At 67.5% G+C, this 22,929-nt stretch carries 20 protein-coding genes and 1 pseudogene; 2 read left to right on the top strand and 19 right to left on the bottom strand.

What is annotated here, in order from left to right; translation table 11 throughout:
* Window positions 1–39: 39 nt before the first annotated feature.
* From WS92_RS02235 to WS92_RS02190, 11 genes and pseudogenes are all read right to left on the bottom strand, one after another.
* Window positions 40–1,107: an inositol-3-phosphate synthase gene (locus WS92_RS02235; RefSeq protein WP_059934432.1), complete on the bottom strand. Its 1,068-nt coding sequence runs from the start codon at window positions 1,105–1,107 to the stop codon at window positions 40–42.
* 448 nt (window positions 1,108–1,555) lie between these two features.
* Window positions 1,556–1,701, bottom strand: a pseudogene (locus WS92_RS36255) (HAD family phosphatase); the annotation flags it as partial.
* Window positions 1,702–1,888: 187 nt separating this feature from the next.
* Window positions 1,889–2,860 carry an alpha/beta fold hydrolase gene (locus tag WS92_RS02230; protein ID WP_015603083.1) on the bottom strand — a complete coding sequence of 324 codons (972 nt, stop codon included), beginning with the start codon at window positions 2,858–2,860 and terminating at the stop codon, window positions 1,889–1,891.
* Between the two features lie 6 nt (window positions 2,861–2,866).
* On the bottom strand, window positions 2,867–3,286 hold the full coding sequence (locus WS92_RS02225) for a PaaI family thioesterase (protein WP_006028179.1): 420 nt from the start codon (window positions 3,284–3,286) through the stop codon (window positions 2,867–2,869).
* A 13-nt stretch (window positions 3,287–3,299) separates the two neighbouring features.
* The gene (locus WS92_RS02220; RefSeq protein WP_059934431.1) at window positions 3,300–5,102 is read right to left on the bottom strand and encodes a fatty acyl-AMP ligase; all 1,803 of its coding nucleotides are present in this window, start codon (window positions 5,100–5,102) and stop codon (window positions 3,300–3,302) included.
* Window positions 5,099–6,121, bottom strand: a complete 1,023-nt coding sequence (locus tag WS92_RS02215) for an amidohydrolase family protein (RefSeq protein WP_059934430.1) — start codon at window positions 6,119–6,121, stop codon at window positions 5,099–5,101. Before WS92_RS02215 ends, WS92_RS02220 begins: the two co-directional genes overlap by 4 nt.
* Before the next feature lie 39 nt (window positions 6,122–6,160).
* Window positions 6,161–7,111: an acyl-CoA desaturase gene (locus tag WS92_RS02210; protein WP_059934429.1), complete on the bottom strand. Its 951-nt coding sequence runs from the start codon at window positions 7,109–7,111 to the stop codon at window positions 6,161–6,163.
* Window positions 7,108–8,043, bottom strand: a complete 936-nt coding sequence (locus tag WS92_RS02205) for a class I SAM-dependent methyltransferase (RefSeq protein WP_006028175.1) — start codon at window positions 8,041–8,043, stop codon at window positions 7,108–7,110. The genes WS92_RS02210 and WS92_RS02205 overlap by 4 nt, the downstream gene beginning before the upstream one ends.
* A gap of 12 nt (window positions 8,044–8,055) precedes the next feature.
* Window positions 8,056–8,340, bottom strand: a complete 285-nt coding sequence (locus WS92_RS02200) for an acyl carrier protein (protein WP_015603326.1) — start codon at window positions 8,338–8,340, stop codon at window positions 8,056–8,058.
* A gap of 25 nt (window positions 8,341–8,365) precedes the next feature.
* Window positions 8,366–9,400, bottom strand: a complete 1,035-nt coding sequence (locus WS92_RS02195; RefSeq protein WP_015603835.1) for an acyl-CoA desaturase — start codon at window positions 9,398–9,400, stop codon at window positions 8,366–8,368.
* A gap of 564 nt (window positions 9,401–9,964) precedes the next feature.
* The gene (locus WS92_RS02190) at window positions 9,965–10,930 is read right to left on the bottom strand and encodes a GlxA family transcriptional regulator (RefSeq protein ID WP_059934428.1); all 966 of its coding nucleotides are present in this window, start codon (window positions 10,928–10,930) and stop codon (window positions 9,965–9,967) included.
* Between the two features lie 177 nt (window positions 10,931–11,107).
* Here WS92_RS02190 and WS92_RS02185 point away from each other — a divergent pair, with 177 nt between their 5' ends.
* Window positions 11,108–11,719 (top strand): cysteine hydrolase family protein, encoded by a 612-nt coding sequence (locus WS92_RS02185; protein WP_009915925.1) that lies wholly within the window; start codon window positions 11,108–11,110, stop codon window positions 11,717–11,719.
* 188 nt (window positions 11,720–11,907) lie between these two features.
* Here the strand turns inward: WS92_RS02185 and WS92_RS02180 are convergent, their stop codons facing one another.
* On the bottom strand, window positions 11,908–12,462 hold the full coding sequence (locus WS92_RS02180) for a cupin domain-containing protein (RefSeq protein WP_059934427.1): 555 nt from the start codon (window positions 12,460–12,462) through the stop codon (window positions 11,908–11,910).
* Between the two features lie 87 nt (window positions 12,463–12,549).
* Here WS92_RS02180 and WS92_RS02175 point away from each other — a divergent pair, with 87 nt between their 5' ends.
* The gene (locus tag WS92_RS02175) at window positions 12,550–13,476 is read left to right on the top strand and encodes a DMT family transporter (protein WP_015602778.1); all 927 of its coding nucleotides are present in this window, start codon (window positions 12,550–12,552) and stop codon (window positions 13,474–13,476) included.
* A 124-nt stretch (window positions 13,477–13,600) separates the two neighbouring features.
* On the opposite strand, the gene WS92_RS02170 is transcribed toward WS92_RS02175, so the two are convergent.
* The 7 genes from WS92_RS02170 to WS92_RS02140 all read right to left on the bottom strand — a co-directional run bounded on the left by WS92_RS02170 (window position 13,601) and on the right by WS92_RS02140 (window position 22,834).
* Window positions 13,601–15,262, bottom strand: coding sequence for an AMP-binding protein (locus tag WS92_RS02170; protein WP_059934426.1), 1,662 nt, complete (start codon window positions 15,260–15,262; stop codon window positions 13,601–13,603).
* 153 nt (window positions 15,263–15,415) lie between these two features.
* Entirely contained in the window at window positions 15,416–16,300 is an 885-nt protein-coding gene (locus WS92_RS02165; protein WP_059934425.1) for a beta-keto acid cleavage family enzyme, read from the bottom strand.
* Between the two features lie 33 nt (window positions 16,301–16,333).
* Window positions 16,334–18,346: an acetyl/propionyl/methylcrotonyl-CoA carboxylase subunit alpha gene (locus tag WS92_RS02160; RefSeq protein ID WP_059934424.1), complete on the bottom strand. Its 2,013-nt coding sequence runs from the start codon at window positions 18,344–18,346 to the stop codon at window positions 16,334–16,336.
* On the bottom strand, window positions 18,343–19,185 hold the full coding sequence (locus tag WS92_RS02155) for an enoyl-CoA hydratase/isomerase family protein (RefSeq protein ID WP_059934423.1): 843 nt from the start codon (window positions 19,183–19,185) through the stop codon (window positions 18,343–18,345). The genes WS92_RS02160 and WS92_RS02155 overlap by 4 nt, the downstream gene beginning before the upstream one ends.
* Window positions 19,186–19,191: 6 nt before the next feature.
* Window positions 19,192–20,343 (bottom strand): acyl-CoA dehydrogenase family protein, encoded by a 1,152-nt coding sequence (locus WS92_RS02150; RefSeq protein ID WP_059934422.1) that lies wholly within the window; start codon window positions 20,341–20,343, stop codon window positions 19,192–19,194.
* A 12-nt stretch (window positions 20,344–20,355) separates the two neighbouring features.
* Window positions 20,356–21,972 carry an acyl-CoA carboxylase subunit beta gene (locus WS92_RS02145; RefSeq protein WP_015604040.1) on the bottom strand — a complete coding sequence of 539 codons (1,617 nt, stop codon included), beginning with the start codon at window positions 21,970–21,972 and terminating at the stop codon, window positions 20,356–20,358.
* A gap of 1 nt (window position 21,973) precedes the next feature.
* The gene (locus WS92_RS02140) at window positions 21,974–22,834 is read right to left on the bottom strand and encodes an SDR family oxidoreductase (protein WP_009915917.1); all 861 of its coding nucleotides are present in this window, start codon (window positions 22,832–22,834) and stop codon (window positions 21,974–21,976) included.
* Window positions 22,835–22,929 lie beyond the last annotated feature (95 nt).

The following is a 22,929-nucleotide window of genomic DNA, read 5'->3' as shown; positions in this document are numbered from 1 at the left end:
CAACGGCGCGTGCGCGATTGCGTTCCGATTGCGCGATCGTCATGCTCGAACCGGGGCCGCGTCGAGCGCGCGGAAGCTCGCGTCGATGCTTTGCGGCGTGATCTTGTCGTGTCCGCCGACGGGCGACTTCAACAGCTTCGCGGCCGCGGCCGGAAAGCCGGCGAGCTTCGCGCGGCGCGACGCGGCCGCGATCCGGATCAGATCGATGATGACGCCCGCCGCGTTGCTCGAATCCTGCACCTTGAGCTTCAGGTCGAGCTGCACCGGCGTGCCGCCCCAGCCGACGCCTTCGATGTTCACGATCGCCACCTTGTTGTCCTTCAACTGGCCGATGTAGCCGGCCGACGGAATGACCTCGACGCGCGACGTATCGACGCCGTCCTGCGCGAGCGCATTCAGCTTCGATTGCTGCTTGCTCGCGCCGCGCTCGCGCAGGTTGCGGAAATCCTCGTTGCCGCCGAAGTTCAACTGATACGAGCTTTGCAGCGTGATGCCGCGGTCGCTGAGCAGCCCGAGCAGCGCGCGATGGACGACGGACGTGCCGAAGTGGCTCGCCAGATCGTCGCCGACGAGCGGCACGCCGGCCGCCTGATAGGCGTCGAGCAGCGCGGGCGTGCGCGCGACGAGCTCCGGCGTGCAGTTGACGAACGCGACGCCCGCGGCGAGCGCCGCGCGCGCATACGCTTCGGCCGCCCATTGCAGGCCGGTCGGCAGCGAATAGAGCAGCACTTCGGCCTCGCTTTCGCGCAGCCGGCGCACGACGTGCTCGAACGCGGCGTCGCCGTCGCCGGCGGACTCGCTGGTGAGGCCCTGATCCACCGGCACCGTGATGGCGGGCAGCGGCACGCCGAGCATCGGATAGTTGTTCGGCGGCGCGAGCACGGCTTCGTCGAACGGGCGGCTGACCTTGTTCGGATGGATGTCGAAGGCGGCGACGAACTCGACATCGCTGACGCCAATGCCGCCGATGCGCGGCCGTTTGACGCCGACGAACTCGCGCTCGTCGACGCCCCGGTCGCGAAGCGCGCGATAGTATTCGACGCCCTGGAACAGCGCCGAAATGTTGTTGCCCACACCGGCGACTGCGAGACGAATGCGCTGAGCCATGTCTCTTTCTCCTTGTCATTCACGTGTATCCGCGGGACCGGATCATTTTTCGCAACGCCGCGCAATCCGATTGATAAATCGGCTTTGTTTCTATCGTTCGGATTGGATGAGTGGTTCGGCCGGGAAAATGGAAGGCGGCAGTTTTTATTGGCGAGGTGATTTTAAGAAAGCGCAACCATTCAATGTTAGTCGCTGGAGGGCGATTATCAAGGAGAATGGCGATGATTCATCGATGGGAAATGCGTGACGGAACCATGGATGACGTGTTGCGCAAATTTCAAATGGGGGCGAATTCCTTTAATTGCGCTTGATCCGGATGTTGTTTTTTTGATTTTATTTTAGTGGGGTTGGGAATATTTTGTGAGATTTATTAAATAAATTAACTTGTTGCGGGAGGCTGGGAAAACGACCCTAAATCCATCGGCTTGCATACAACTTTTCCCGTTTCCGGAAACAGCTTGCCGAAGATCAAGTCGTCGGAAAAACCCATCACGTGGGTCTTGTAGTAATCGTATCGATTGACCGATTCCAGCGCGCGAGCAGCGCGTTATACGCGTTCAGATGCAATGCGTCGGTATGGGGCAAAGTTGAAATGTCGTAGTTCGCGGGTTTCGGCGCATGCTGGCGGCGGTTTGTGAACTGCCGGAGCGCATCGTGGGCCAACCTGGACTGATCACCATGAGCATGCGGGAGCTGGATCGTCGCGCCGTTGCCGCGGTCGTCGGTCTCGCGCAGTCGATCGAGCCCCTGCGCGTGAGAGCGCGTACACGCACGCGCGCGATCAACGCGTGTCTTTCGCGTCCAACCAGGTCAGCAATAGCTGCGAGAAGGCAGGACTGTCTTCGAGCTCCGGCGAATGCCCCGCGTGCGCGAAGCCCGGATGCCGGACTGCGTGCGGCACCTGCTGCGCGATCGACCACTTGTCGCTATGCCGATGCGTGCGATCCGCCGCGCCCCACGTGAGCAGCGTCGGCTGCGTCACCTGCACCGCGCGCGGCGTGCCGCTGTAAAAGCGCTGCCACAGCGACGCGAGGCAGCAGAACGCGCCGTGATCGAACGACGTATCGAGCATCGGCGCGAATTCGCGATAACGGTCTTTCGCCATTGCCTGCCGGAACCAGCCGGCGCCGATTTTCCGCGCGCCGAACGCGCACGCGCATTGCCCGACGAACGGTGTCGCGAGCAGGTTGCGCGCATCCACGTGCCGCGCCCACGCAACCTGCTCGTCCCATGCGGGGCTTTGCCAAAGCAGCAGCCTGCCGACGAGTGCCGGCTGCGCGGCCGCGATCTGCAACGCGATATGCGCCCATACGCACGAGAACGCGAGCAGGTAGGGCCCTTCGTTCAGGTTCGCGAGCAGCGCCTCGATCGCGGCGCGGTAATCGTCGAACGAAAACGTGAAATGCCGTTTCGGCACGGAGAAGCCGAAGCCCGGCGGCTCGAAGCAGACGATGCGCGTGTGCGGTGCGACGAGCGAGACCAACTGGTCGAAGTGCTCGACGACGCTCGGCGGATCGCAGACGAGCACGATCGTCGGCCGCCCGCTCGCGCGCGGGCCGGCCACGCGCACGCGGATCGTCGCGGCCGGCACGTCGCAAAAGCGCACGTCCGGCCTCGACTGCGCGGCCCAGCCGCGCGCGATCCGCGCCGCGCGCGGGCCGAGCCGCAGCGGATCGAGCCACGTCATGTCGAGGCCGTCGCGCCGCGCGCGCGCGGCCGCATGCGGCGTGTCATTCAGGCGTCGCGTGCTCATCGCGATTTATTTCGTCGGCCAGAGGATCATCTGCGTGCAGCGGAACGTCGCGAGCAGCTTGTCCGTCTCGCGATGCCGGACGGTTGCGTCCCACACCTGCGTCATGCGGCCGCCATGAATCGCGCGCGCGTCGCAGACGATCGCGCCGTCGCGCGCCGAGCCCATGAAATTGCTCTTCAGCTCGAGCGTGCTGAAACTGGACGCGCCCTCCGGCAGGCTCGCGAGGCATCCGTAGCCGCACGCGGTATCGGCGAGGCTCACGATCGTGCCCGCATGAAGGATGCCGTGCGCGAGCACGGCCTGGCGGATCGTCAGCTCGGCGAGCACGTGGTTTTTCTCGACCTGCTTGATGACGACGCCGAGCAGGCCCGGCAGATAGTCGGCGCCGAATCGGTTGAAGTAGTCCGCGTCCAGTTTCTCTTGCATGCCGTGTTCCTCGTCAGATGTTCCGGGTGTCGTTCGGCGCGCCGGATGGCGCGCGCCACTGCGTGATCACCGGCAGCGTGTCGTTGAGAAACAGTTCGCGACAGGCGTGCCGCTGGACCTTTCCGCTCGTCGTCTTCGGTATCGCCGACGGCGACGTGAAGACGATATGGTGTACTGCAATGCCGTGATGCAGACTGATCGCCTGACGCAGCCTGCCGAACAGCGCGTCGGGCGTGCGGCCGGCTTCGTGCCCCCCGTCGCCGAACGCCTTCAGATAGCGCGCCCGCAGCTCGCGCACGACGGTCACTTGCGGCGCTGCGTCGGTGTCGAGCGCGAACACCGCGCAGCCGCCGGGACGAAACAGCTCGGCGTCGAGTTCCTCGATCGTCGCCTCGACGTCGTGCGGATAATGATTCGCGCCGCGAATCAGCATCATGTCCTTCAGTCGGCCCGTGACGAAAATTTCGGACCCCGATCGATAGCCGTAATCGCCGGTGCGCAGGAACCGCCCGCCGTAGCCGGGCAACTCGGCCTCGAAGGTCTGCTCGCTCAGCGCCCGATTATTCCAGTAGCCGAGCGCGACGCTCGGCCCTTGCGCCCAGATTTCGCCGACCCGGCCATCATCGCACGGAATGCGCGTGTCGGGATCGACGATCAGCGCCAGGCTGTCGCGCGCCGCGTCGCCGCAGCCGATCGCTGCGCCGGCGCGCCGCGCATCGGAGGCGCGCGCCGGCTCCGTGCCGCGCGGCGTAGCCGCGACGACGGGCGGCTGCGATTTCAGGCCGCCCGTCATGAACAGCGTGTGCTCGGCGAGGCCGTAGCACGGATAGAACGCGCGCTCGTCGAAGCCGCAGCGTGCGAAGCGCTGCGCGAACGCGTGCAGCGTGGCGGGCCGGATCGGTTCCGCGCCGACGAACGCGACGTCCCATGAGCGCAGGTCGAGCTTGTCGAAATCGGCATCGGCGATGCGCATCGCCGCGAGCATCTGATACGCGAAGTTCGGCCCGCCGCTCGTCGTCGCGCGCCGCTCGCCGATCGCGCGCAGCCAGCGCAGCGGGTGCTTGAGGAAATCGACGTGCGACATCAGCGTCACCGGAAAGCCGACGTAGAGCGGCTGCAGAATGCCGCCGATCAGGCCCATGTCGTGATACGGCGGCAGCCAGATCACGCCGCGGCTGCTCGCGTCGTGCTCGAAGCGGCTCGCGATGAGCGCCGAGTTGTGCAGCAGGTTCCGTTGGCTGATCATCACGCCCTTCGGCGCGCCGGTCGAGCCCGACGTGTATTGCAGATAGACGGGCGCGCGAGGGTCGACGGGGCGCGGCGCGCTGCGTTCGGCGTCGTCGTCGAGCGCGTCGATCGCGATCCAGTGCAGGCCGCCGAGCGCGGGCGAACCGGTTTCGACGCGACTCATGTCGTCGCGCACGAACGTCGTCGACAGGATCGCGGCCGGCGCGCAATCCGCGACGATGCCAGTCAGCCGCCGCAACGTGCGCTCCGGCTGCGCCGGCTCGACCGGATACGCGGGTACGGCGACGACGCCTGCATACATGCAGCCGAACAGCGCGACGATGTAGTCGATGCCGGGCGGGAACAGCAGCAGCACGCGGTCTCCGGGGCGGGCGATCTCCGAGAGCGTCGCCGCGACCGCAGCGGAGCGCGCGTCGAGCGCCGCGCACGTGAGATGCCGCTCGTCGCGATCGCCGCCGGTGACGAACGTGTAGACCGGCAGGTCGGGCTGATGCGCGGCGCGATATTGCGTGAGCGCGACGAAATCGGCGAATGCGTCGGCGGCCATCGTATCGGGCGGATGCTTCATCGCGTCGGCTCCGCGGCTGGTCGGCTCGCGGCGAGCGGGGCGGCCGAAGCATGTGCGCGCACGCCTGCGTCGCCCGTATCGCCTGCGGTGCTCGCATCGCCGCCGAACAATGCGCAGGCGTTGTCCCACAACACCTTGTGCAGCACCTCCGCCGGCAAGTAGCGCGTCAGTTGCCTGATCTCGAAATCCCACTCATACGGAACCAGCGGGAAATCGCTGCCGTACAGGAAGCGATCCGGACGGTCGCACATCTGCGGCACCAGTTGCTCGAGCGCGGGCTTCCAGGGCGCGGGCAGCCGCGGATGCGCGCCGCGCGGATGGCGCGTCTCGCGCAGCGGCCGGACATCGGGCACGGCCTCGCCCGTCGCGACGCGATGGCCGCCGAACGCCATCGCGGTATCGAAATGCAGGTTCGGGAATTCGTCGAGCAGATCGAGGTACGCCTGCACTTCGTCATAGCCGATGTGCGGGACGACGACCTTCAGCTCCGGCGTGCGCCGCATCGCGCGCCGAAACCGCCCGACGTTGCAGAGGCGGCGGATTTCGTCCATCCGCGCGTTGTTTTTCGCGAATGCGCCGGAATGCAGGTTCAGCACCTTGCCGCGTTCGGCGAGCGCTTCGAAAACAGGCGCGAGCGCGTCGTCGTCAGGCGCGATCCTCAGCAGATGACAGTGGATCTTGAGGCCGGCGAAGCCGAGCTCGTCGAGCACGCGAACGGTCTCGCGCGCGCAATCGCGGTCATGCGGATGCACGGTGCCGAACGGCACGACGAATGCAGGATGCCGCGCCGCCAGTTGCGCGACGAAGTCGTTCAGAAACGGCGCGATGCCCGGCTGCCCCGCATAGCAGATGCCGGCCGCGCGCGCGATGCCGTGCGCCTTCAGGAATGCGATCGATTGCTCGGCGAGCAGCTCGTAGCGAATCTTCCACGCGTCGCGCTCGTAGTTCTTCCAGACGAGCTTCGCTACGACATCCGGCAACACGTGCACGCGCGCATCGAAGATCCTGAGTGTCGTCATCGCGAGATCCGCCCGGTTTCGAAAGAAGGGGAGCGCGGGTCACGCATCGTCGCGCCGCGCGTTCGCGAGCCGCTCGCGAATCGCGTCCCGATCGGGGTGCTGCACGTCCCACACGAGTCCGAGCCGTTCGAGCAGCGCGATCAGCATGCCGGTCACGTCGATCTGCCAGCGGGTCAAGCGCGTGCTCGCATACTGCGGAAACGCGTGATGGTTGTTGTGCCAGCCGGCGCCGAGCGTCAGGATCGCGAGCCACCCCATGTTGCGGCTCTGGTCGCGGCCGGGAAACGGCCGGCGGCCGCCGAGCGCGTGGCCGATCGAATTGACCGCCCAGATCGCGTTCGTCGCGAGAAAGATCCGCACGGTCCCGCCCCACAGCAGGCCGAGCAGCGCGCCTTGCCACGACGGATCGAGCAGCCAGCCGATCGCGCCCGGCAGCAGCAGGCCGAGCAGCAGCCAGTAGTCATACGCGAGATGGATCCGCAGCAGCGCCGGATCGCGGTACATGTCGTTCGCATACTGGTTCCAGCCATTCGGGCGCGCGGACGGCGGATCGAACAGCCAGCCGACGTGGCCGTGCAGGATGCCCTTCGCGCGGCCGACGAAGTCGCGCCCGCCGAGTTGCGGCGTGTGCGGGTCGCCCGGCTGGTCGGCGTTCGCGTGATGCAGCCGGTGAATCGCGACCCACCACATCAGCGGCCCCATGTACGCGAGCGAACCGAGGATCGCGAGCGCGATCTTCACGGGCGGCTTCGCCTTGAACGTGCGATGCGCGAAGTAGCGATGCAGCGCGAGCTCCATGCCGAGGATGTTGAGCACGTAGAAGACCACGAGCATCGCGATGTCATGCGCGCGCGGCGCGAGGCCGAATCGAGCCCAGAGCGCGATCGCGGCGGCCGTGCCGGCGGCGGGTATCGCCGCGACGCCGAGATGGCGCGCGGACGACGCGCGGGACAGATGCCCGGACGCGCGGCCGGCGGACGCGTCCTTCATGCGAGCGCCGCCCGATGCTGCGCGCCGGCATCGATCCGGTTCGGCTCGATGCGCCGGAACGTGATCCGGTACAGCACGAACGCGCCGAGATCGAACGAATAGCTCATCGTCCGGTAAAGCCGCTCATAGCGCTCGACCACGTCGAGCGGCGCGAGCTCGAGCGCCTCGCGGCGATGCGCGCGCAGGTTCTCGAACCACGCGCGCATCGTCTTCACATAGTCGTGGCGATCGTTGCGCACGAGCTCGACTTCGAACAGCATCTCGGACGCGCGAACGATGTCCGCGAGATACGGCAGGTCCGATTCCGGAAAGACTTCGCGTGCGATGAAGAGGTCCGAATGCCGCCGGTCGCGCGGCACGTCGCCGTAGCCCATCGTCTGCAGCGAAAGGCGCCCGCCCGGCTTCAGGAAGTCGTGGCATTTCCTGAAGAAGTGCCGGTACGCCTGCCCCTTGTCTTCGTCGATCTTCGCGAAGTGCTCGAACGCGCCGAGCGAGATGATGCCGTCGAACGGCTGCTCGGGCGCGTAGTCCTGCCAGTTGCGCAGCAGCACGTCGACGTTCGGGTGCGCGTATTGCTCGCCGATGTAGCGGATCTGCTCGTTCGACAGCGTGAGCCCGACGGCTTCCTTCACGCCGGCGACCGTGACGAGCCGGTCGAGCAGCGCGCCCCAGCCGCAGCCGATGTCGAGCACGCGCGCCGCGCCGTGCCCCCGGATCTGCGCGATGTGGTAGTCGAGCTTGCGGATCTGCGCCTGCTCGTGCGTATCGCCTGCCTCGTACATCGCGCACGAGTAGTTGCGGCCGCGCTCCTGCGCGAGCGCGAGGAACGCATTGCCGATGTCGTAGTGGTACTGGATCGCGTCGGCGGACGCGCCGTACGGCGCGCCGCGGTTCGGCGCGACGGCTTCGCGGCTCTCGAGATGGACGGTCATCGTTCGGTCTCCCTATCGTCCGGCCGACAGATCGGCGAGCGCGCGGGCGAGCGTGTCGATCGTCGGATATTGATAGGGCAGGCTCGGGGACAGCTCGAAGCCGAGAAAGTCCTCGAGATCGCCGACCATCCTCATCGCGTCGGCCGAATCGAGGCCGTATTCGATGAACTGCCTGCTCACGTCGATCGAGCCGCTGTCGGCGTGCAGCCTGGCGGCCAGATAGCCGGTCATCCAGCCGACGATTTCCTCGTGGCTTCTTGCTTCGATTTCCACTGCCTTCAGGGTGGCGCTCTTCATTTTCGTGGCTCCCGTGGAGAGTCGTTCATGGTGCGATGCGCTTCTTTTCGATGAGTTCCGCGTTCGGACGATGCACGTCGTAGACGAGGCGCAGGCGTTCCAGCACGCGCACGAACAGCCCGCCCGGATCGATCTGCCACCAGTGCAGCCCGGTGAACGCGGACGCGGGGAACGCGTGATGGTTGTTGTGCCAGCCCTGCCCGAACGTCGGGATCGCGAGCAGCAGGCTGTTGCGGCTGCGGTCGTGCGCGGTCGTGTGAAAGTCGCGCCGGCCGATCACGTGGCACAGCGAATTCAGCGCCCAGATGCAGTGGCTGACCGCGAAGATCCGCACCATGTCGCCCCACAGGAAGCCGAGCAGCACGCCCATCCACGAGCGCGACGCGAGCCCGCAGACGAGCGGCGGCAGCGCGAGGCCGATCGCGACCCAGCGGTAGTACGCCATGTGCTGCCGGAAGACGAGCGGGTCCTGATAGAGGTCGGGCACATATTTCTCCCATCCCGCCGGCCGCGTCGATTCGCCGACGAAGAGCCAGCCCATGTGACTGTGATACAGGCCCTTGAGCCGCCCGCCGATGCCTTCGCCCGACAGGTGCGGCGAATGCGGATCGCCGTCGCCGTCGCTCGTCGAATGATGGCGGCGATGCGTCGACGCCCACCAGTTGACTGGGCCGTGCGCGCCCATCGAGCCGAGCGCGATCAGCGCGGCGCGCACCCACGGCTTCGCCTTGAACGCCTTGTGCGTCACGTGGCGATGAAAGCCGACTTCGAGCCCGAGCGCGGTCGCGAAATAGAAGATCGCGAACACGATCCATTCGACGGCGCCCGGCCCATGACCGCCGATCCATGACGCGATCGCGGCGACCGTGCCCAACGCGGGGAGCAGCGTGACGGCGGCGGCGATGCGGCGATCGAGGCGGACGGCGGAGCGGGGCGAGATCGTTGTCGTGCGGGCGAAGCCATGCGAGCCGGAAGAAAAAGACGCGGGAATCGCGCTTCCGGTCGCACCCTCGGGCTGGCTCGCACCTTCGTTCGTGGACGGAGGCTGGCCGGAACTCATCGGATGTCTCTCAGCAAATTGTTTGGTACATCTTTCATTGGCGATATTCGAAACTCAATATGAATTTTCCTATCGTCAATGCTGAAGTGTTTGGTGAACCGAAACAAATTATCAAGACGGCGTGCGGATTTGAATGCGTAAATGGATAAAGGCGACCGGAAACCGTTTCCAGCGTTTGCCGGTCTTTCTAGTCTGCGTTTCGTCGTTTCGTTACGTTGAACGGTGGACGGGGCCCGATTGGATGCTGATCACGATGTGAAGACGGTTGCCCGGATGCTGGAAACGATTCCTGAAACCGAAGAAATACTCGACTCGTGAGCCGATCTGCATTTTTTTCGATTCGGGTTCGAAATCGGGTTCGAAATCGGGTTCGGACAACGTCCGGCCGCGCGGTATTGAAATGGGCGTCGATTAAACAAATGGAATGAATTCGCCTGCCGCCGAGCGAGCACGATTTCGATTCAATGCCGGATTGAATTGATTTATTCGCACTTCATTCGGCATTGTGTCGCGCACGTGGGCGCGCTCGGGGCGCCGAGCGACGGCGATCACCCGGCCGGCGCGTCAGCTCGCGGCGGCGAAACCGCGGCCGAACTGCTTCCGATACGCGCCCGGCGAAATCGAATAGGCGGCGGTGAAGTGCTGCCGCAGCGACACGGTCGATCCGAACCCGACGGTCTCCGCGATGCGCTCGACCGTCTTGTCGCTCGTCTCGAGCAGCCGCTGCGCGGCCGTCAGCCGATGATTCAGCAGCCATTGCGACACCGTCGTGCCGGTCTTCGTCTTGAAGCGCCGCGTGAAGTTGCGGCGGCTCATGCCCGCGCGCGCCGCCAGCGCGTCGACGCACAGCGGCTGTTCGAGATGCTCGATCGCCCAGTCGAGCACCGCGCTCAAGGGGTCGCCCGCCGTCGCCTTCGGCAGCGGCTGTTCGATGTATTGCGCCTGCCCGCCGTGCCGGTGCGGCGCGACGACCATCCGGCGCGCGACGTGGTTCGCGACGTCCGCGCCGTGATCGCGGCGCAGCAGATGCAGGCAGCAGTCGATCGCCGCCGCGGTGCCCGCCGACGTGAGGATGTCGCCGTCGTCGATGTACAGCACCTTCCGGTCGAGCCGGATCTTCGGGTACTTCTGCGCGAAATCGTCGCCCCATACCCAGTGCGTCGCCGCGGTGCGGCCGTCGAGCAGGCCGGCTTCCGCGAGGATGAACGTGCCGAGGCACAGGCCCGCGATTCGCGCGCCGCGCCGGTGCGCGACGCGCAGCGCGTCCAGCAGCGCCTCGGGCGGCCGCTCGCACGGATCGCGCCACGCCGGCACGATCACCGTGTCCGCTTCGGCGAGCACCGACAGATCGTGCGGCACGTCGATGCTGAAGCCCGACATCGTCGGCACGAGCCCTGTTTTCTCGCCGCAGATCAGCAAGCGATAGCGCGGCGCGCCGAGCCGCGCGAGGTCGTCGCCGAACACGATGCACGGCACCGACAGGTGGAACGGGCTGATGCCTTCGAATGCGATGACCGCGACGGTATGCATGGCGAACGAGACGGCAGTGCGGAAAAGTGGCCCGATCCTATCACATGTTGTCTCTCGGGCCACTTTCGCGGCCGGTGCCGGGTCCGGATACTGACGTCTGTTTCGCCGCCGCGCAGGCGAGACGCGCAGCGACGGACGATGGGCGTGCGTCGCGCTTCATTCACGAGGAGATTCACGATGAGCCATCCCACCATTCGCACCCTGGCCGGCGCGAGCGCTCCGCAGGCAATCGAAGCCGCGAGCGCCGCGTTGCTGGTGATCGATTTCCAGAACGAATATTTCAGCGGCAAGCTGCCGATTCCCGACGGCGACCGCGCGCTGCGCAACACGCGGCGTCTCGTCGCGCACGCCGATCGCGCCGGCATCCGCGTGTTCCACATTCAGCACGTGACGCCCGCCGGCGGCCCGGTGTTCGCCGAGGACGGCGACGGCGTGCGCTTCCACGCGGAGCTGCAACCGGCGGCGAATCATCAGGTGCTGCGCAAGACGTCCGTCAGCGCGTTTCCGACGACCGACCTCGATGCGCGCCTGAAGGCCGCCGGCGTCGAGACGCTGATCATCGCGGGCCTGATGACGCATGCGTGCGTGTCGGGGGCCGCGCGCGACGCGGTGCCGCTCGGCTACGACGTGATCGTCGTCGACGACGCGTGCGCGACGCGCGATCTCGATCGCGCGGACGGCAGCGTGCTGCCGCACGCCGACCTGCATCGCGCCGCGCTCGCGACCGTCGACGACACGTTCGGCGACGTGATGGCGACCGACGACGTGTTGAAGCTGCCGCTCGTCTGAACGGGGCGCAGCCGGCGTCGGCCGGCCGCGCGAGGAGCCTGCCGATGACGAAAAGCGTCGCCGGTGCGCAACCGGAACACGATCGATCCTGCGGCGATTGAGGGAGCGGGAGGATGTCGGCACGCGCCCGATGTTCGTCGTCGCGGACAGGCGATCGGGCGATGCCACACGGCGGCCAGCCGCGGCGCCTACAGGCTCGGCGGCGTGGCCGCCGCAACGACGACGCACGTTTCGTTGCCCCTATTTCGGAATCGATGAGGAATCCGACTCTCGAAGAAATAGGCTTCGCCTGGGCCGAGTACGGCCACCTGGTCGCCGACCGTCACTTCCAGATATCCCCGGATGACCAGTCCGGCTTCCTCGCCGGCATGGCTGAGCATCGCATCGCCGGTGTCGGCCCCTGGCTCATAGGTGTCTTCCATCATCTGCAACGCGCGCCGGCTCAAGTTCCGGCCGATCTGTCGAATCGTGTGCTTGCCGAGTGCGACGACGGTCAGGTCCTCGTGCTTATAGAAGATCCTCGTCGGCTCGTCGGCGCTCGCGTCAATCAACGATGTGACGGGGAGTTGGAAGCTGGCGGCGATTTTTTGCAGCGACGCAATCGTGGGACTGATTTCCCCTCGTTCAATCTTGGCGATTGTCGTGTGACTCAAGCCCGTGCGCCGGGCCAAATCTCGTTGAGTCAGCTTGAACGTTGCTCGCAACGCACGAAGGCGGGCGGGAACATCGATTTCGTCCGACAAATTTCAACTCCTTGACCTGCTGAAATGGACACTATACGCTCCACCATGAAACTATAGTTTCCAATCGAATAGGCCACGGAAGATGCGATGCGACTTGAGAATATAGCCGCTTACCTGCTGCTCGCGGTCACCTGGGGGCTGTCTTTCCTGGTGATTCTGAAGGTGGTTCATGTATTTGGATGGATCGGAGCCGTCAGCTTGCGCGCACTCGTCGCAAGCGCGACATTGCTCGTCATTGCTGTCGGCGCGCGACGCAAGATAGGTTTCAAGGCGCGATGGCGCGATTTCGCGGTAGTGGGCGCCACTACGGTGGCCGGCCAACTGATCGGCCTGTCATTCGCGACGCCCAGAATCGGCACAGCGATGGCGGCGATCCTGGTTGCGACCATTCCGCTTTTCTCGATGATCATCGGGCACATGCGGGGCCTCGAGCGCATCACGCTACAAGGCCTGATGGGCCTCGCGTTCGGCATCGCCGGGATCGTGTTGCTGGTCGGATTTCCTTCTGTTCCCTTTACGTCGACATTTGCATCCGGCTGTGTCAGTTCGCTGCTTGGCTCGCTTTGTGCCGCAATCGGCAGCAATTACACCAGCAGTCGACTGAAAAATGTCGGGTCGTTGGAAGTGACTGCAGGCTCATTTCTGTTCGGCGGTTTATTCACCCTGCCGCTGGTCGCGCTCGCGCCGGTCGCTTCGGTGCCGCATATCGTCGATTATGGGTATCTGCTCGTGCTCGGAAGCGTCATGAGCGGATTTGCTTACGTCGTCTATTTCAAGCTCGTGTCGGCGATTGGCGCGACGCGAGCGATCAGCGTCGAATTCGCGGTGACGGTCGTGGCCGTACTTGTCGGGGCGCTTCTGCTGGGCGAGAACCTCTCGAACGCCCAGATCATCGGAGCCGTCATCATCATGAGCGGCTGTGCGCTGGTGCTTGGGAGCGTTCCTGGCGGGCGGCGACGGCGCGTCGAGCGTTATCGGCCGGCGTGCTCCGCGGCCCGCAGGGACCGCGCGTAGTTTTGCGGCGGACCGTTGCACGCGATGGTCCACCGTGGCAGGCGGGAAGATTGACGCGGTTGAACCTGTTCTTGCCGGTTTCGCCGGCTACGTTTCTTGTTCACGCCCGCAGTGTTCTCACGCGTCAAACCCCATCGGACTCCCAAACGACCGCCGCCCCGCGCGCATCCCACGCCTCGAGAAACGGCGCATACCGCGCCTCCACACGATTGCGGCGCACCTTGAACGTCGGCGTGACGAAGCCGCTCGTCTCGTTCCAGATCGAATCGACGACCACGACGAAGCGCAGCTTCTCGTGATCGTCGAGGCTTGCGTTGACGCGCTCGAGATGCTCGCCGAGCGATGTCTCGAGCGCCGCGCGCCGGCCGTCGCCGTCGAACCGGCGGCCCTCGTCGGACAGCGACACGAGCGCGCACGGCTGCGGCAGCCCCGCGCCGACCACGCAGCACGCGTCGACGAACGGATGCGTCGCGAGCCGGCTCTCGATCGGCGACGGCGCGATGTACTTGCCCTTGCTCGTCTTGAAGATTTCCTTTACGCGCCCGGTGATCTTCAGGCGGCCCGCTTCGTCGAGCTCGCCCTTGTCGCCGCTGCGCACGAAGCCGTCGGGCGTGAAGAGCGCGGCGCTCAGATCGGGGCGCCTGTAATAGCCGATCGTGTTGCCGGGCGAGCGGATCTCGATCTCGCCCGTCGCGGCGAGGCGGCTCTCGACGTCCCGCACCGGCGCGCCGACATAGCCGGGCCGCATGTCGTGCTGCCGGCACGAGTGCGACACGCCGCACACTTCGCTCATCCCGTAGCCTTCGAGCAGCTCGAGCCCGAGATCGCGATACCAATTGAGCAGCGCGGGCTCGATCGCCGCGGCGGCGCTCGCGGCGAGGCGGACCTGATCGAGGCCGAGCTGCTGCAGGATCAGCGGCTTCATCGCGTCGGGAATCGGCCCCGGCGGCAGGCGGCTCGCCACCGCGTGCCGGAACTTCGCCCATAGGCGCGGCACCGAGATGAAGAACGTCGGCCGCGCGCGTTGCAGATCGGCGATGAACGTATCGAGCGATTCGCTGAAGTAGATCGTGAAGCCCGCGCGCACCGACAGCATTTCGACGTAGCCGCGCTCGGCGACGTGCGACAGCGGCAGATACGAGATCATCCGGTCGTCCGGGCCGATCGGGATCAGGTCGAAGACCGGCTCGACGCACCAGCCGAGCGCGCTGAACGTCAGCATCACGCCTTTCGGGTCGCCGGTCGTGCCCGACGTGTAGACGATCGTCGCGAGCTCGTCGGCCGCGCGCGTCACGTGCTCCGCGAGCGGCGCCGTGTTGCGGACGATGTCGTCCCACGTCGCGCCGACGGACGACGCATCGGACAGACAGGGCAGGCCAATGCTGCGCACCTGCGGCGGCACGCCCGCGCGCATCGGCTCCCACGCGTCGAGCTTGCCGACGAACAGCGCCGCCGCTTCGCAGTGCGTGAGCACCTGCCGGACCGATTCGGCGCCGAGCGTCGGATAGAGCGGCACCGACACGTGGCCGCTCAGCCAGATCGCGAAATCGGCGAGTATCCAGTGCGCGCAGTTTTTCGACAGGATCGCGATGTTCGATCCGCGCGGCAGATCGAGCGCGCGCAGATGTGCGGCGATGCGGCGCGCTTCGTCGATGGCCTCGCGCCACGTGAAGCGGCGCACGTCGCCGCCGCCCGTCGGCTGCACGAGCCATACGTCGTCGGCGCGCGCGCGTTCCCAGTGCTGAAGGCGTTCGAGGGGCAGGTTGCCCGGGGCGATCGAGGTCAATGTCGTCTCCTTGCGAGCCGCGTGCGCGCAACGCGGCCGCGGTCCCGGTTCGTGTGTCGTTCGTTGCCTTGGCCTATCCGGCGCATTCGAGCCGCGCCGACGCGCGCCGGTTTTCGCCGGTTCGGGGCGGCTTCGATCGCCTCCCGAAAATGCTCACCTTTCGATCATGTGTATCGCGCGCGTGCCGAGTATCCGCCGCGCATCCCGCGGCGATGCGATCTCGCGCCCGGCTTCGCGCGCGATCGTCGCGATCGCGTCGACGAGCCGCGCGTTCGACGTCGCGCGCGCGCCGTCCGGCAGATAGAACGTGTCTTCGAGCCCGGTGCGCAATTGCCCGCCGAGCTCGGCCGTGCGCCGATGCAGCGCCCAGATGTTCGCGCGGCCGATCGCGGTGACTTGCCATGTCGAATCCGGACGCAGCAGCCGGATCAGGATCGGCAGCAGCTCGGGATCGGCGGGCATGCCCGACTCTACGCCCATCACGAAATTGTAGTTCGATCGTCCCTCGAACAGGCCGGCGCGCGCGTACATGTCGATGCAGCGGACGATGCCGGTATCGAAGCATTCGAACTCGGGCACCGCGCCCGTCTCGGCCATCGTCGCGAGAAACGAAGCGACTTTCTCGACCGGGTTGTCGAACAGCATCGGCGGCCATGCCCATGCGCCATCCGCCTTCACCTTCAGATAGTTGAGCGAGCCTGCGTTGCATGCGGCGATCTCCGGGCGGATCGCGCGGATGCACGCGAGCGGCCCGTCGACGTTCGGCCCGACGATGCCCGTCGACTGATTGAAGATCACGCCCGGGCACGCCTCGCGGATCGCCTGCGCGATCTCGGCCGCGAGCCGCGGGTCCCACGAAGGCAGGTGGCCGCGGTCCGGCTCCTGCCGGCGGAAGTGCACATGCACGCACGACGCGCCGGCGTTGTACGCGCCCTTTGCTTCGCGCGCCATCTGCTCGGGCGTGACGGGCACGTTGAATTGCTTCGGGTCCGTGAAGATGCCGTTCAGCGCGCACGTGATGACGACGGGATGGCTCATCGGAAGATCTCCTTGTATCGAATGCGGCCGCATTCAGCCGGCTTGCGGCTCGAGTTGCGCGAGCACCTGGCCGGGCGCGACCTGCTCGCCCGCGCGCGTGCCGAGCGACGCGACCCGGCCCGCGAACGGCGCGGTGATCGCGTGCTCCATCTTCATCGCTTCGAGCACCATGACGGTCTGCCCGGCGCGGACTGTCGCGCCTTCGTCGATGTCGACCGCGATCACGCGGCCGTTCATCGGCGCGCGCAGCACGCCGTCGCCGCCGGCCGCGCCGGCGCTCGCCCGGCCTTCGCGGTTGTGGATCGCGAACGCGTGATCGACGCCGTCGACTTGCAGCCACAGGCGGCCGTGCGCGATCGCGAAGCAGTACGCGTGCGCGCGGCCGTCGATCGCGACCGTCGACGGCTCGCCGGGGCGCGCGGGCCGGGCAGCATCGAGCGCGATCGGCGAGCGGCCGTGCGCGTGCACGACGGCGCGCTGCCGATCGATCGTCACGATGCCGCGTCGCGCCTGCGCGTGCTCCGCGCCCGCGTTTGCGTTTGCCGACGACAGCCGATACGGCACCGGCAGCGGCGCGCCGTTGCGCCAGCCGCGCCACGCCGGCGGCAACGCGTCGGCGCGATCGACGGCGGCGACCGACAGCCACGCGGCGATCGCCCACGCCGCTTCCGTCGGCGCGCAGCGGCGGCTGTCGTTGTCGGGGAAGTGCTCGGCGACGAACGCGGTGGATACCGCGCGCCCGTCGGCGAATGCGGGATGCCGCAGCACGCGCGCGAGAAACGCGCGGTTGGTCGGCACGCCGAGCAGTACCGTGTCGTCGAGCGCGTGCGCGAGCCGGTCGAGCGCCTGCGCGCGCGAGCCGCCGTGCGCGATCAGCTTGCCGAGCATCGAATCGTAGAACGGGCTGATCGCGATGCCGTCGGCGAGCGCATGATCGCAGCGCGCATGGCGGCCCGGCCGCCACGTCAGCACGCTGCCCGTGCGCGGCAGGAAATCGTCGGCGGGATCTTCCGCGCAGAGACGCACTTCGATCGCATGGCCGTCGAGCCGGATGTCCTGCTGCGCGAGCGGCAACGCGTCGCCCTGCGCGACGCGCAGTTGCCATTCGACGAGATCCTGCCCGGTGATCAGCTCCGTCACCGGATGCTCGACTTGCAGCCGCGTGTTCATTTCCATGAAGTAGAACCGGCCTTCGCGATCGAGCAGGAATTCGACGGTGCCCGCGCCGACGTAGCCGATCTCGCGCGCGGCGGCCACGGCCGTTGCGCCTAGCCGCGCGCGCAGCGCGGCGTCGACCACGGGCGACGGCGCTTCCTCGACGATCTTCTGATGACGGCGCTGCACGGAGCAATCGCGCTCGCCGAGATGGACGACGTGGCCGTGCGCATCGGCGAATATCTGCACCTCGACGTGGCGCGGCTCGATCACCGCGCGCTCGACGATCATCCGGCCGTCGCCGAACGCGTGCCGCGCCTCGGACACCGCGAGCTTCAGCGCGGCGGGCAGCGCGTCTCGCGTATCGACGCGGCGCATCCCGCGCCCGCCGCCGCCCGCCGCCGCCTTCAGCATTACCGGAAAGCCGATTCGTTCGGCTTCCGAAAGGATGCGCGCTTCGCCCTGATCGTCGCCGTCGTAGCCGGGCACGACCGGAATGCCGGCCGCGGCCATCCGGCGGCGCGCGCGCGCCTTGTCGCCCATCGCGTCGATCGAGTCGGCGCGCGGGCCGACGAACACGAGGCCCGCGTCGGCGATGCGTCGCGCGAACGCCGCATTCTCGGACAGGAAGCCGTAGCCCGGATGAATCGCCTGCGCGCCGCTTTTCAGCGCGGCGTCGATCAGCTTGTCGATCGACAGATACGGCTCGGCGGGCGTCGCGCCGCTGATTGCTACCGCGTCGTCGCAGGCGGCGACGTGCGGGCTGCGCGCATCCGCTTCGGAATGGACCGCGATCGTCGCGATGCCGAGCCGCCGTGCGGTGCGCGCGATGCGCACCGCGATCTCGCCGCGGTTCGCGATCAGGAGCCGGGTGAAGCGGCGCGCGCTCATTGAGCCTCCGGCGGCGCGGGCGCGTCGCTCGCCCAGTGGGGCAAGCGCTTGCCGGACAACGCGGCGAGCCCTTCGGCGACGGCGCCCGAGCGCAGCGCGGCCGCGAACTCGCCGGCGGCCGCATCGAGGACGGCGCCGCGCTCGCGGCGCAACGCGGTGGCGACGATGCGCTTCGTCGCGCGCTGCGCGGCCGGTTCGCATGCGAGCACGCGCGCAAGCTCGCTGCGCAACAGCCGGTCGATGCCGTCCGCGCCCGCGATTTCGTCGACGAGGCACGCATGCAGCGCGTCGGCGGCCGACAGACGGCGGCCCGTCAGCATCAGCCAGCGGCCGCGCGCGGCGCCCGCGCGCGCGACGATGAACGGCGCGATCTGTGCGGGCGGCAGCCCGAGCGATGTTTCGGGTATCGAAAGATATGCGTCGCTCGCGATCAGCACGCGATCGCACGCGGCCGCGAGCCCGCAGCCGCCGCCCGCCGCCGCGCCTTCGACGACGGCGAGCGTCGGCATCGGCAACGCCGCGAGCTTGTCGAGCAATGCGCCGAACCGGCGATTCGACGCCGCGATCGGGTCCGGCTCGCCGGCGGGCGCCGGCTCGCGCATCATCGCGCTGAAGCCGCCGAAATCGCCGCCCGCGCAGAACACGCCGCCCGCGCCGCGCAGCACGAACGCGCGCACGGTGTCGTCACCGGCCGCGCGCTCGCACTCCGCGTCGAGCGCCGCGACGAGATCGTCGCTCAGCGCGTTGCGCCTGGCGGGCCGATTCAATGTCGCGAACACGATGCCGTTCGCGTGCGCGACATGCAGCGGCGCGAGCGTCGAGGAAGTCGTCCCGGTCATCGCGCGTCACTCCCGCGGCAGCGTGCCGAGCTTCTTGCAGATGATGCCGAGCATCACTTCGTCCGCGCCGCCGCCGATCGAGAAGAGGCGCGTGTCGCGGTACGTGCGCGAGATGCTCGATTCCCATGCGAAGCCCATGCCGCCCCAGAACTGCAGGCAACTGTCGGTGACTTCGCGCGCGAGGCGTCCCGCCTTCAGCTTCGCCATCGACGCGAGCGTCGTCACGTCGCCGCCTTGCACGTACAGCTCCGTTGCGCGATACGTGAGCGCGCGCAGCGCCTCGACCTCGGTCTTCAGCTCGGCGAGCCGGTAATGGACGACCTGATGATCGAGCACCGGCCGCCCGAAGATTTTGCGCTGGCGCGTGTAGTCGATCGTTTCGTCGATCGAACGATCGAGCACGACGAGCGCGGCCGCCGCGCCGTAGAGCCGCTCCTCCTGGAACTGCAGCATCTGGTACGTGAAGCCCAGGCCTTCCTCGCCGATCAGGTTGCGGCGCGGCACGCGCACGTCGTCGAAAAAGATCTGCGCGGTGTCCGACGAGTGCATGCCGATCTTGCGGATCTTCTTTTCGATGTGCACGCCCTTCGATTTCAGCGGCACGACGATCAGCGATTTGTTCCGGTGCGGCGGCCCGTCTGACGTGTTCGCGAGGCAGCACATCCAGTCGGCCTGCGTGCCGTTCGTGATCCAGAGCTTCGTGCCGCCGATCACGTAGTCGTCGCCGTCGCGGCGCGCGCTCGTGCGGATCGACGCGACGTCCGAGCCCGCGCCCGGCTCCGATACGCCGATGCACGACACCTGCTCGCCCGCGATCGCGGGCGCGAGAAACTCGTCGCGCAATGCGTCGGAGCCGAAGCGCGCGAGCGCGGGCGTCGCCATGTTCGTCTGCACGCCGATCGCGAGCGGCACGCCGCCCGCCGCGCAGACGCCGAGCGCCTCGGCCATCACGAGCTCGTAGCTGTAGTCGAGGCCGCCGCCGCCGAACGCGGCGGGCTTGCTCAGGCCGAGCATGCCGAGCGCGCCGAGCTTCCTGAATACGTCGTGCGCGGGAAAGATGCCGGCTTCCTCCCATTCGTCGACGTGCGGATTGACCTCCTGCTCGATGAAACGCCTGACGGTGCGCGAGATCGCTTCGTGTTCTTCGGTGAAGTGCATGATGTCTCCAGATCAGGGGCGGGCGACGCCGAACGTGAGCGGCTGGACGGATTGGCGGCGGCCGGCGCGGCAGACGGCGAGCGCCAGTGCGATCACGCGGCGCGTGTCGCGCGGATCGATGACGCCGTCGTCGAGCATGCGGCCGGACGTGTAGAACGCGTGCGTCTGGCGCTCGAAATTCGCGACGATCTTCTCGCGCAGCGCGTCGATCCGCGTGCGGTCGGGCTCGATGCCTTTCGCGCGCGCCGCGCCTTCCGTCACGATCGCCATCGTGAGCGCCGCCTGCTCGGCGCCCATCACCGCGGTGCGCGCGTTCGGCCACGAGAACACGAACGCCGGATCGAAGCCGCGGCCGCACATTCCGTAATTGCCGGCGCCGAACGATGCGCCGCAGAGAATCGTGACCTGCGGGACGGTCGCGTTCGATACCGCCTGGATCATCTTCGCGCCGTGCTTGATCATTCCCGCGCGTTCGGACTCCTTGCCGACGATGAAGCCCGTCGTGTTCTGCAGATAGACGAGCGGCACGTCGCTCTGGCAGCACGCCTGAATGAAGTGCGTCGCCTTCGTCGCGCCGGCGGGATCGAGCGGGCCGTTGTTCGTCACGATGCCGACGGGCATGCCGTGGAGGTGCGCGTGCGCGCAAACGGTGGACGGCCCGTACGACGGCTGGAACTCCAGAAGATCCGATGCGTCGACGAGCCGCGCGATCACCTCGCGCATGTCGACGGGCTTCTTGCCGTCGCGCGGCAGGATGCCGAGCAGTCCTTCGGAATCGAGCGCGGGCTCCACGCCCGTGGGCAGCGCCGCTTCGCGTTCGCGCCAGCCGAGCTTGTCGACGAGCTCGCGCAGGAGCCGGATGCCGTCGGCGTCGTCGTCCGCGACGTATTCGGCGAGACCCGACACGCTGGCATGCATCGTCGCGCCGCCGAGCTCCTCGTCGGTCGCGATCTCGCCTGTCGCGGCCTTCAGCAGCGGCGGGCCGGCGAGAAACGCCTTCGCGCGGCCGCGCACCATCACGACGTAGTCGGACAGCCCCGGCATGTACGCGCCGCCCGCGGTCGACGAGCCGTGCACGAGCGTGAGCACCGGAATGCCGGCGGCGGACAGCTTCGCGAGCTGGAAGAAATGGCGGCCGCCATGAATGAATTCCTCGACGCGGTATTGCATCAGGTTCGCGCCCGCCGATTCGACGAGATGCACGAACGGCAGCCGGTGCTCGAGCGCGATTCGCTGCAGCCGCTGGAATTTTTCGAGGCCCATCGGTTGCAGCGCGCCCGCGTCGATGCCCGAATCGGCGACGACGATCATGCAGCGCGTGCCGCTCACGTAGCCGATGCCGCCGATGAGCCCAGCACCCGGCACCGACTTGTCCGGGTCGCTTTCGCCGACCAGATAGCCGGCGAGCGACGCGAGCTCGAGAAACGGCGCGCCGGCGTCGACGAGCAGCGCGAGCCGCTCGCGCGGCAGCAGTTGCCCGCGCTTGTCGAAGCGCGGGCCGGCCTTCGCCGATTCGTCCGCGGCGCGTGCGTTCAGCGCGTGCCATTGCGCGATCAGCGTGCGCATGTGATCGGCGTTGTCGCGGAACGCGGCGCTTGCGGTGTCGAGGCGGGAGTCGAAGATCGGCATGTCAGCGCTTGAAGAGTTCGGGCACGGTCGCGCGATGGAAGCCGTCGAACGGCGCGTTCGCGTCGGCGGGCTGCATCGCGAAGTGACGGCGCGCATTCGGCGCGCCGCCGTCGACGCGCAGGCACGCGCCGCTGATGAACGACGCGGCGTCCGACAGCAGGAACGCGATCGCAGCCGACACTTCGGCCTCGTTGCCGATGCGGCCGAGCGGCACCATCTTCGGCAGGCCGCGCAGCATCGGCTTGATCGAATCGGGATACGTGTCCATGCCGCTCGACGCGATCCAGCCGGGCGCGACCGCGTTCACGCGCACGGGCGCCCATTCGGCGGCGGCCGTCTCGGTGAAATTCAGCATGCCGGCGCGCGCGGCGCCGCTGTGGCCCATGCCGGTCATCCCGTGCCACATGTCGGCGATGATGTTGACGATCGCGCCCGTCTTGCGCGGCTTCATCGATTGCAGATAGCACTCGCGCGCGACGAGAAAGCCGCCGAGCAGGTTCGTGTTCAGCACCGCCTGCCAGCCTTTCGCGCTGATCTGCTCGAGCGGCGCGGGAAACTGGCCGCCCGCGTTATTGACGAGCAGATCGACGCGGCCGTGCCGCTCGACGATCTGCGCGACCGCCCGCCGGACGCCGTCCTCGTCGCGGATGTCGCATGCGATCGCGTCCGCGCGAGCGCCGTCCTCGTGGATCTCGGCCGACACGTTCGCGAGCTTGTCCGCGTTGCGGCCGAGCAGCACGACGTGCGCGCCGAGCGATGCGAGCTCGTGCGCGCAGCAGCGGCCGATGCCGCTGCCGCCGCCCGTGACGAGCGCGACCTTGCCGTCGAAGCTGCCTGCGCGAAGTTGTGAGCGATATCCCATGGGAAGTCTTCCGTCAGTCGGGAAACAGATCGTCCGGAAACGGCGCTCGTACTCGCCCGCGCGGTGCGCGTGGCGAGCACGAGCGCCGCTGGCGA

The sequence above is a fragment of the Burkholderia sp. MSMB1588 genome (genome assembly GCF_001546925.1).
Classification (GTDB): Bacteria; Pseudomonadota; Gammaproteobacteria; order Burkholderiales; family Burkholderiaceae; genus Burkholderia; species Burkholderia humptydooensis.
The sequence above is the reverse complement of the archived record's forward strand: the minus strand, read 5'-3'. Positions and strand labels throughout refer to the sequence as shown.

Coding starts and splice junctions, on each gene's coding strand:
- WS92_RS02210 (WP_059934429.1), bottom strand. CDS start 7,111: ATGAAGGACGCGTCCGCCGGCCGCGCGTCCGGGCATCTGTCCCGCGCG.
- WS92_RS02150 (WP_059934422.1), bottom strand. CDS start 20,343: ATGCACTTCACCGAAGAACACGAAGCGATCTCGCGCACCGTCAGGCGT.
- WS92_RS02215 (WP_059934430.1), bottom strand. CDS start 6,121: ATGACGACACTCAGGATCTTCGATGCGCGCGTGCACGTGTTGCCGGAT.
- WS92_RS02185 (WP_009915925.1), top strand. CDS start 11,108: ATGAGCCATCCCACCATTCGCACCCTGGCCGGCGCGAGCGCTCCGCAG.
- WS92_RS02160 (WP_059934424.1), bottom strand. CDS start 18,346: ATGAGCGCGCGCCGCTTCACCCGGCTCCTGATCGCGAACCGCGGCGAG.
- WS92_RS02190 (WP_059934428.1), bottom strand. CDS start 10,930: ATGCATACCGTCGCGGTCATCGCATTCGAAGGCATCAGCCCGTTCCAC.
- WS92_RS02220 (WP_059934431.1), bottom strand. CDS start 5,102: ATGAAGCATCCGCCCGATACGATGGCCGCCGACGCATTCGCCGATTTC.
- WS92_RS02140 (WP_009915917.1), bottom strand. CDS start 22,834: ATGGGATATCGCTCACAACTTCGCGCAGGCAGCTTCGACGGCAAGGTC.
- WS92_RS02235 (WP_059934432.1), bottom strand. CDS start 1,107: ATGGCTCAGCGCATTCGTCTCGCAGTCGCCGGTGTGGGCAACAACATT.
- WS92_RS02205 (WP_006028175.1), bottom strand. CDS start 8,043: ATGACCGTCCATCTCGAGAGCCGCGAAGCCGTCGCGCCGAACCGCGGC.
- WS92_RS02165 (WP_059934425.1), bottom strand. CDS start 16,300: ATGAGCCATCCCGTCGTCATCACGTGCGCGCTGAACGGCATCTTCACG.
- WS92_RS02225 (WP_006028179.1), bottom strand. CDS start 3,286: ATGCAAGAGAAACTGGACGCGGACTACTTCAACCGATTCGGCGCCGAC.
- WS92_RS02230 (WP_015603083.1), bottom strand. CDS start 2,860: ATGAGCACGCGACGCCTGAATGACACGCCGCATGCGGCCGCGCGCGCG.
- WS92_RS02145 (WP_015604040.1), bottom strand. CDS start 21,972: ATGCCGATCTTCGACTCCCGCCTCGACACCGCAAGCGCCGCGTTCCGC.
- WS92_RS02200 (WP_015603326.1), bottom strand. CDS start 8,340: ATGAAGAGCGCCACCCTGAAGGCAGTGGAAATCGAAGCAAGAAGCCAC.
- WS92_RS02175 (WP_015602778.1), top strand. CDS start 12,550: ATGCGACTTGAGAATATAGCCGCTTACCTGCTGCTCGCGGTCACCTGG.
- WS92_RS02195 (WP_015603835.1), bottom strand. CDS start 9,400: ATGAGTTCCGGCCAGCCTCCGTCCACGAACGAAGGTGCGAGCCAGCCC.
- WS92_RS02155 (WP_059934423.1), bottom strand. CDS start 19,185: ATGACCGGGACGACTTCCTCGACGCTCGCGCCGCTGCATGTCGCGCAC.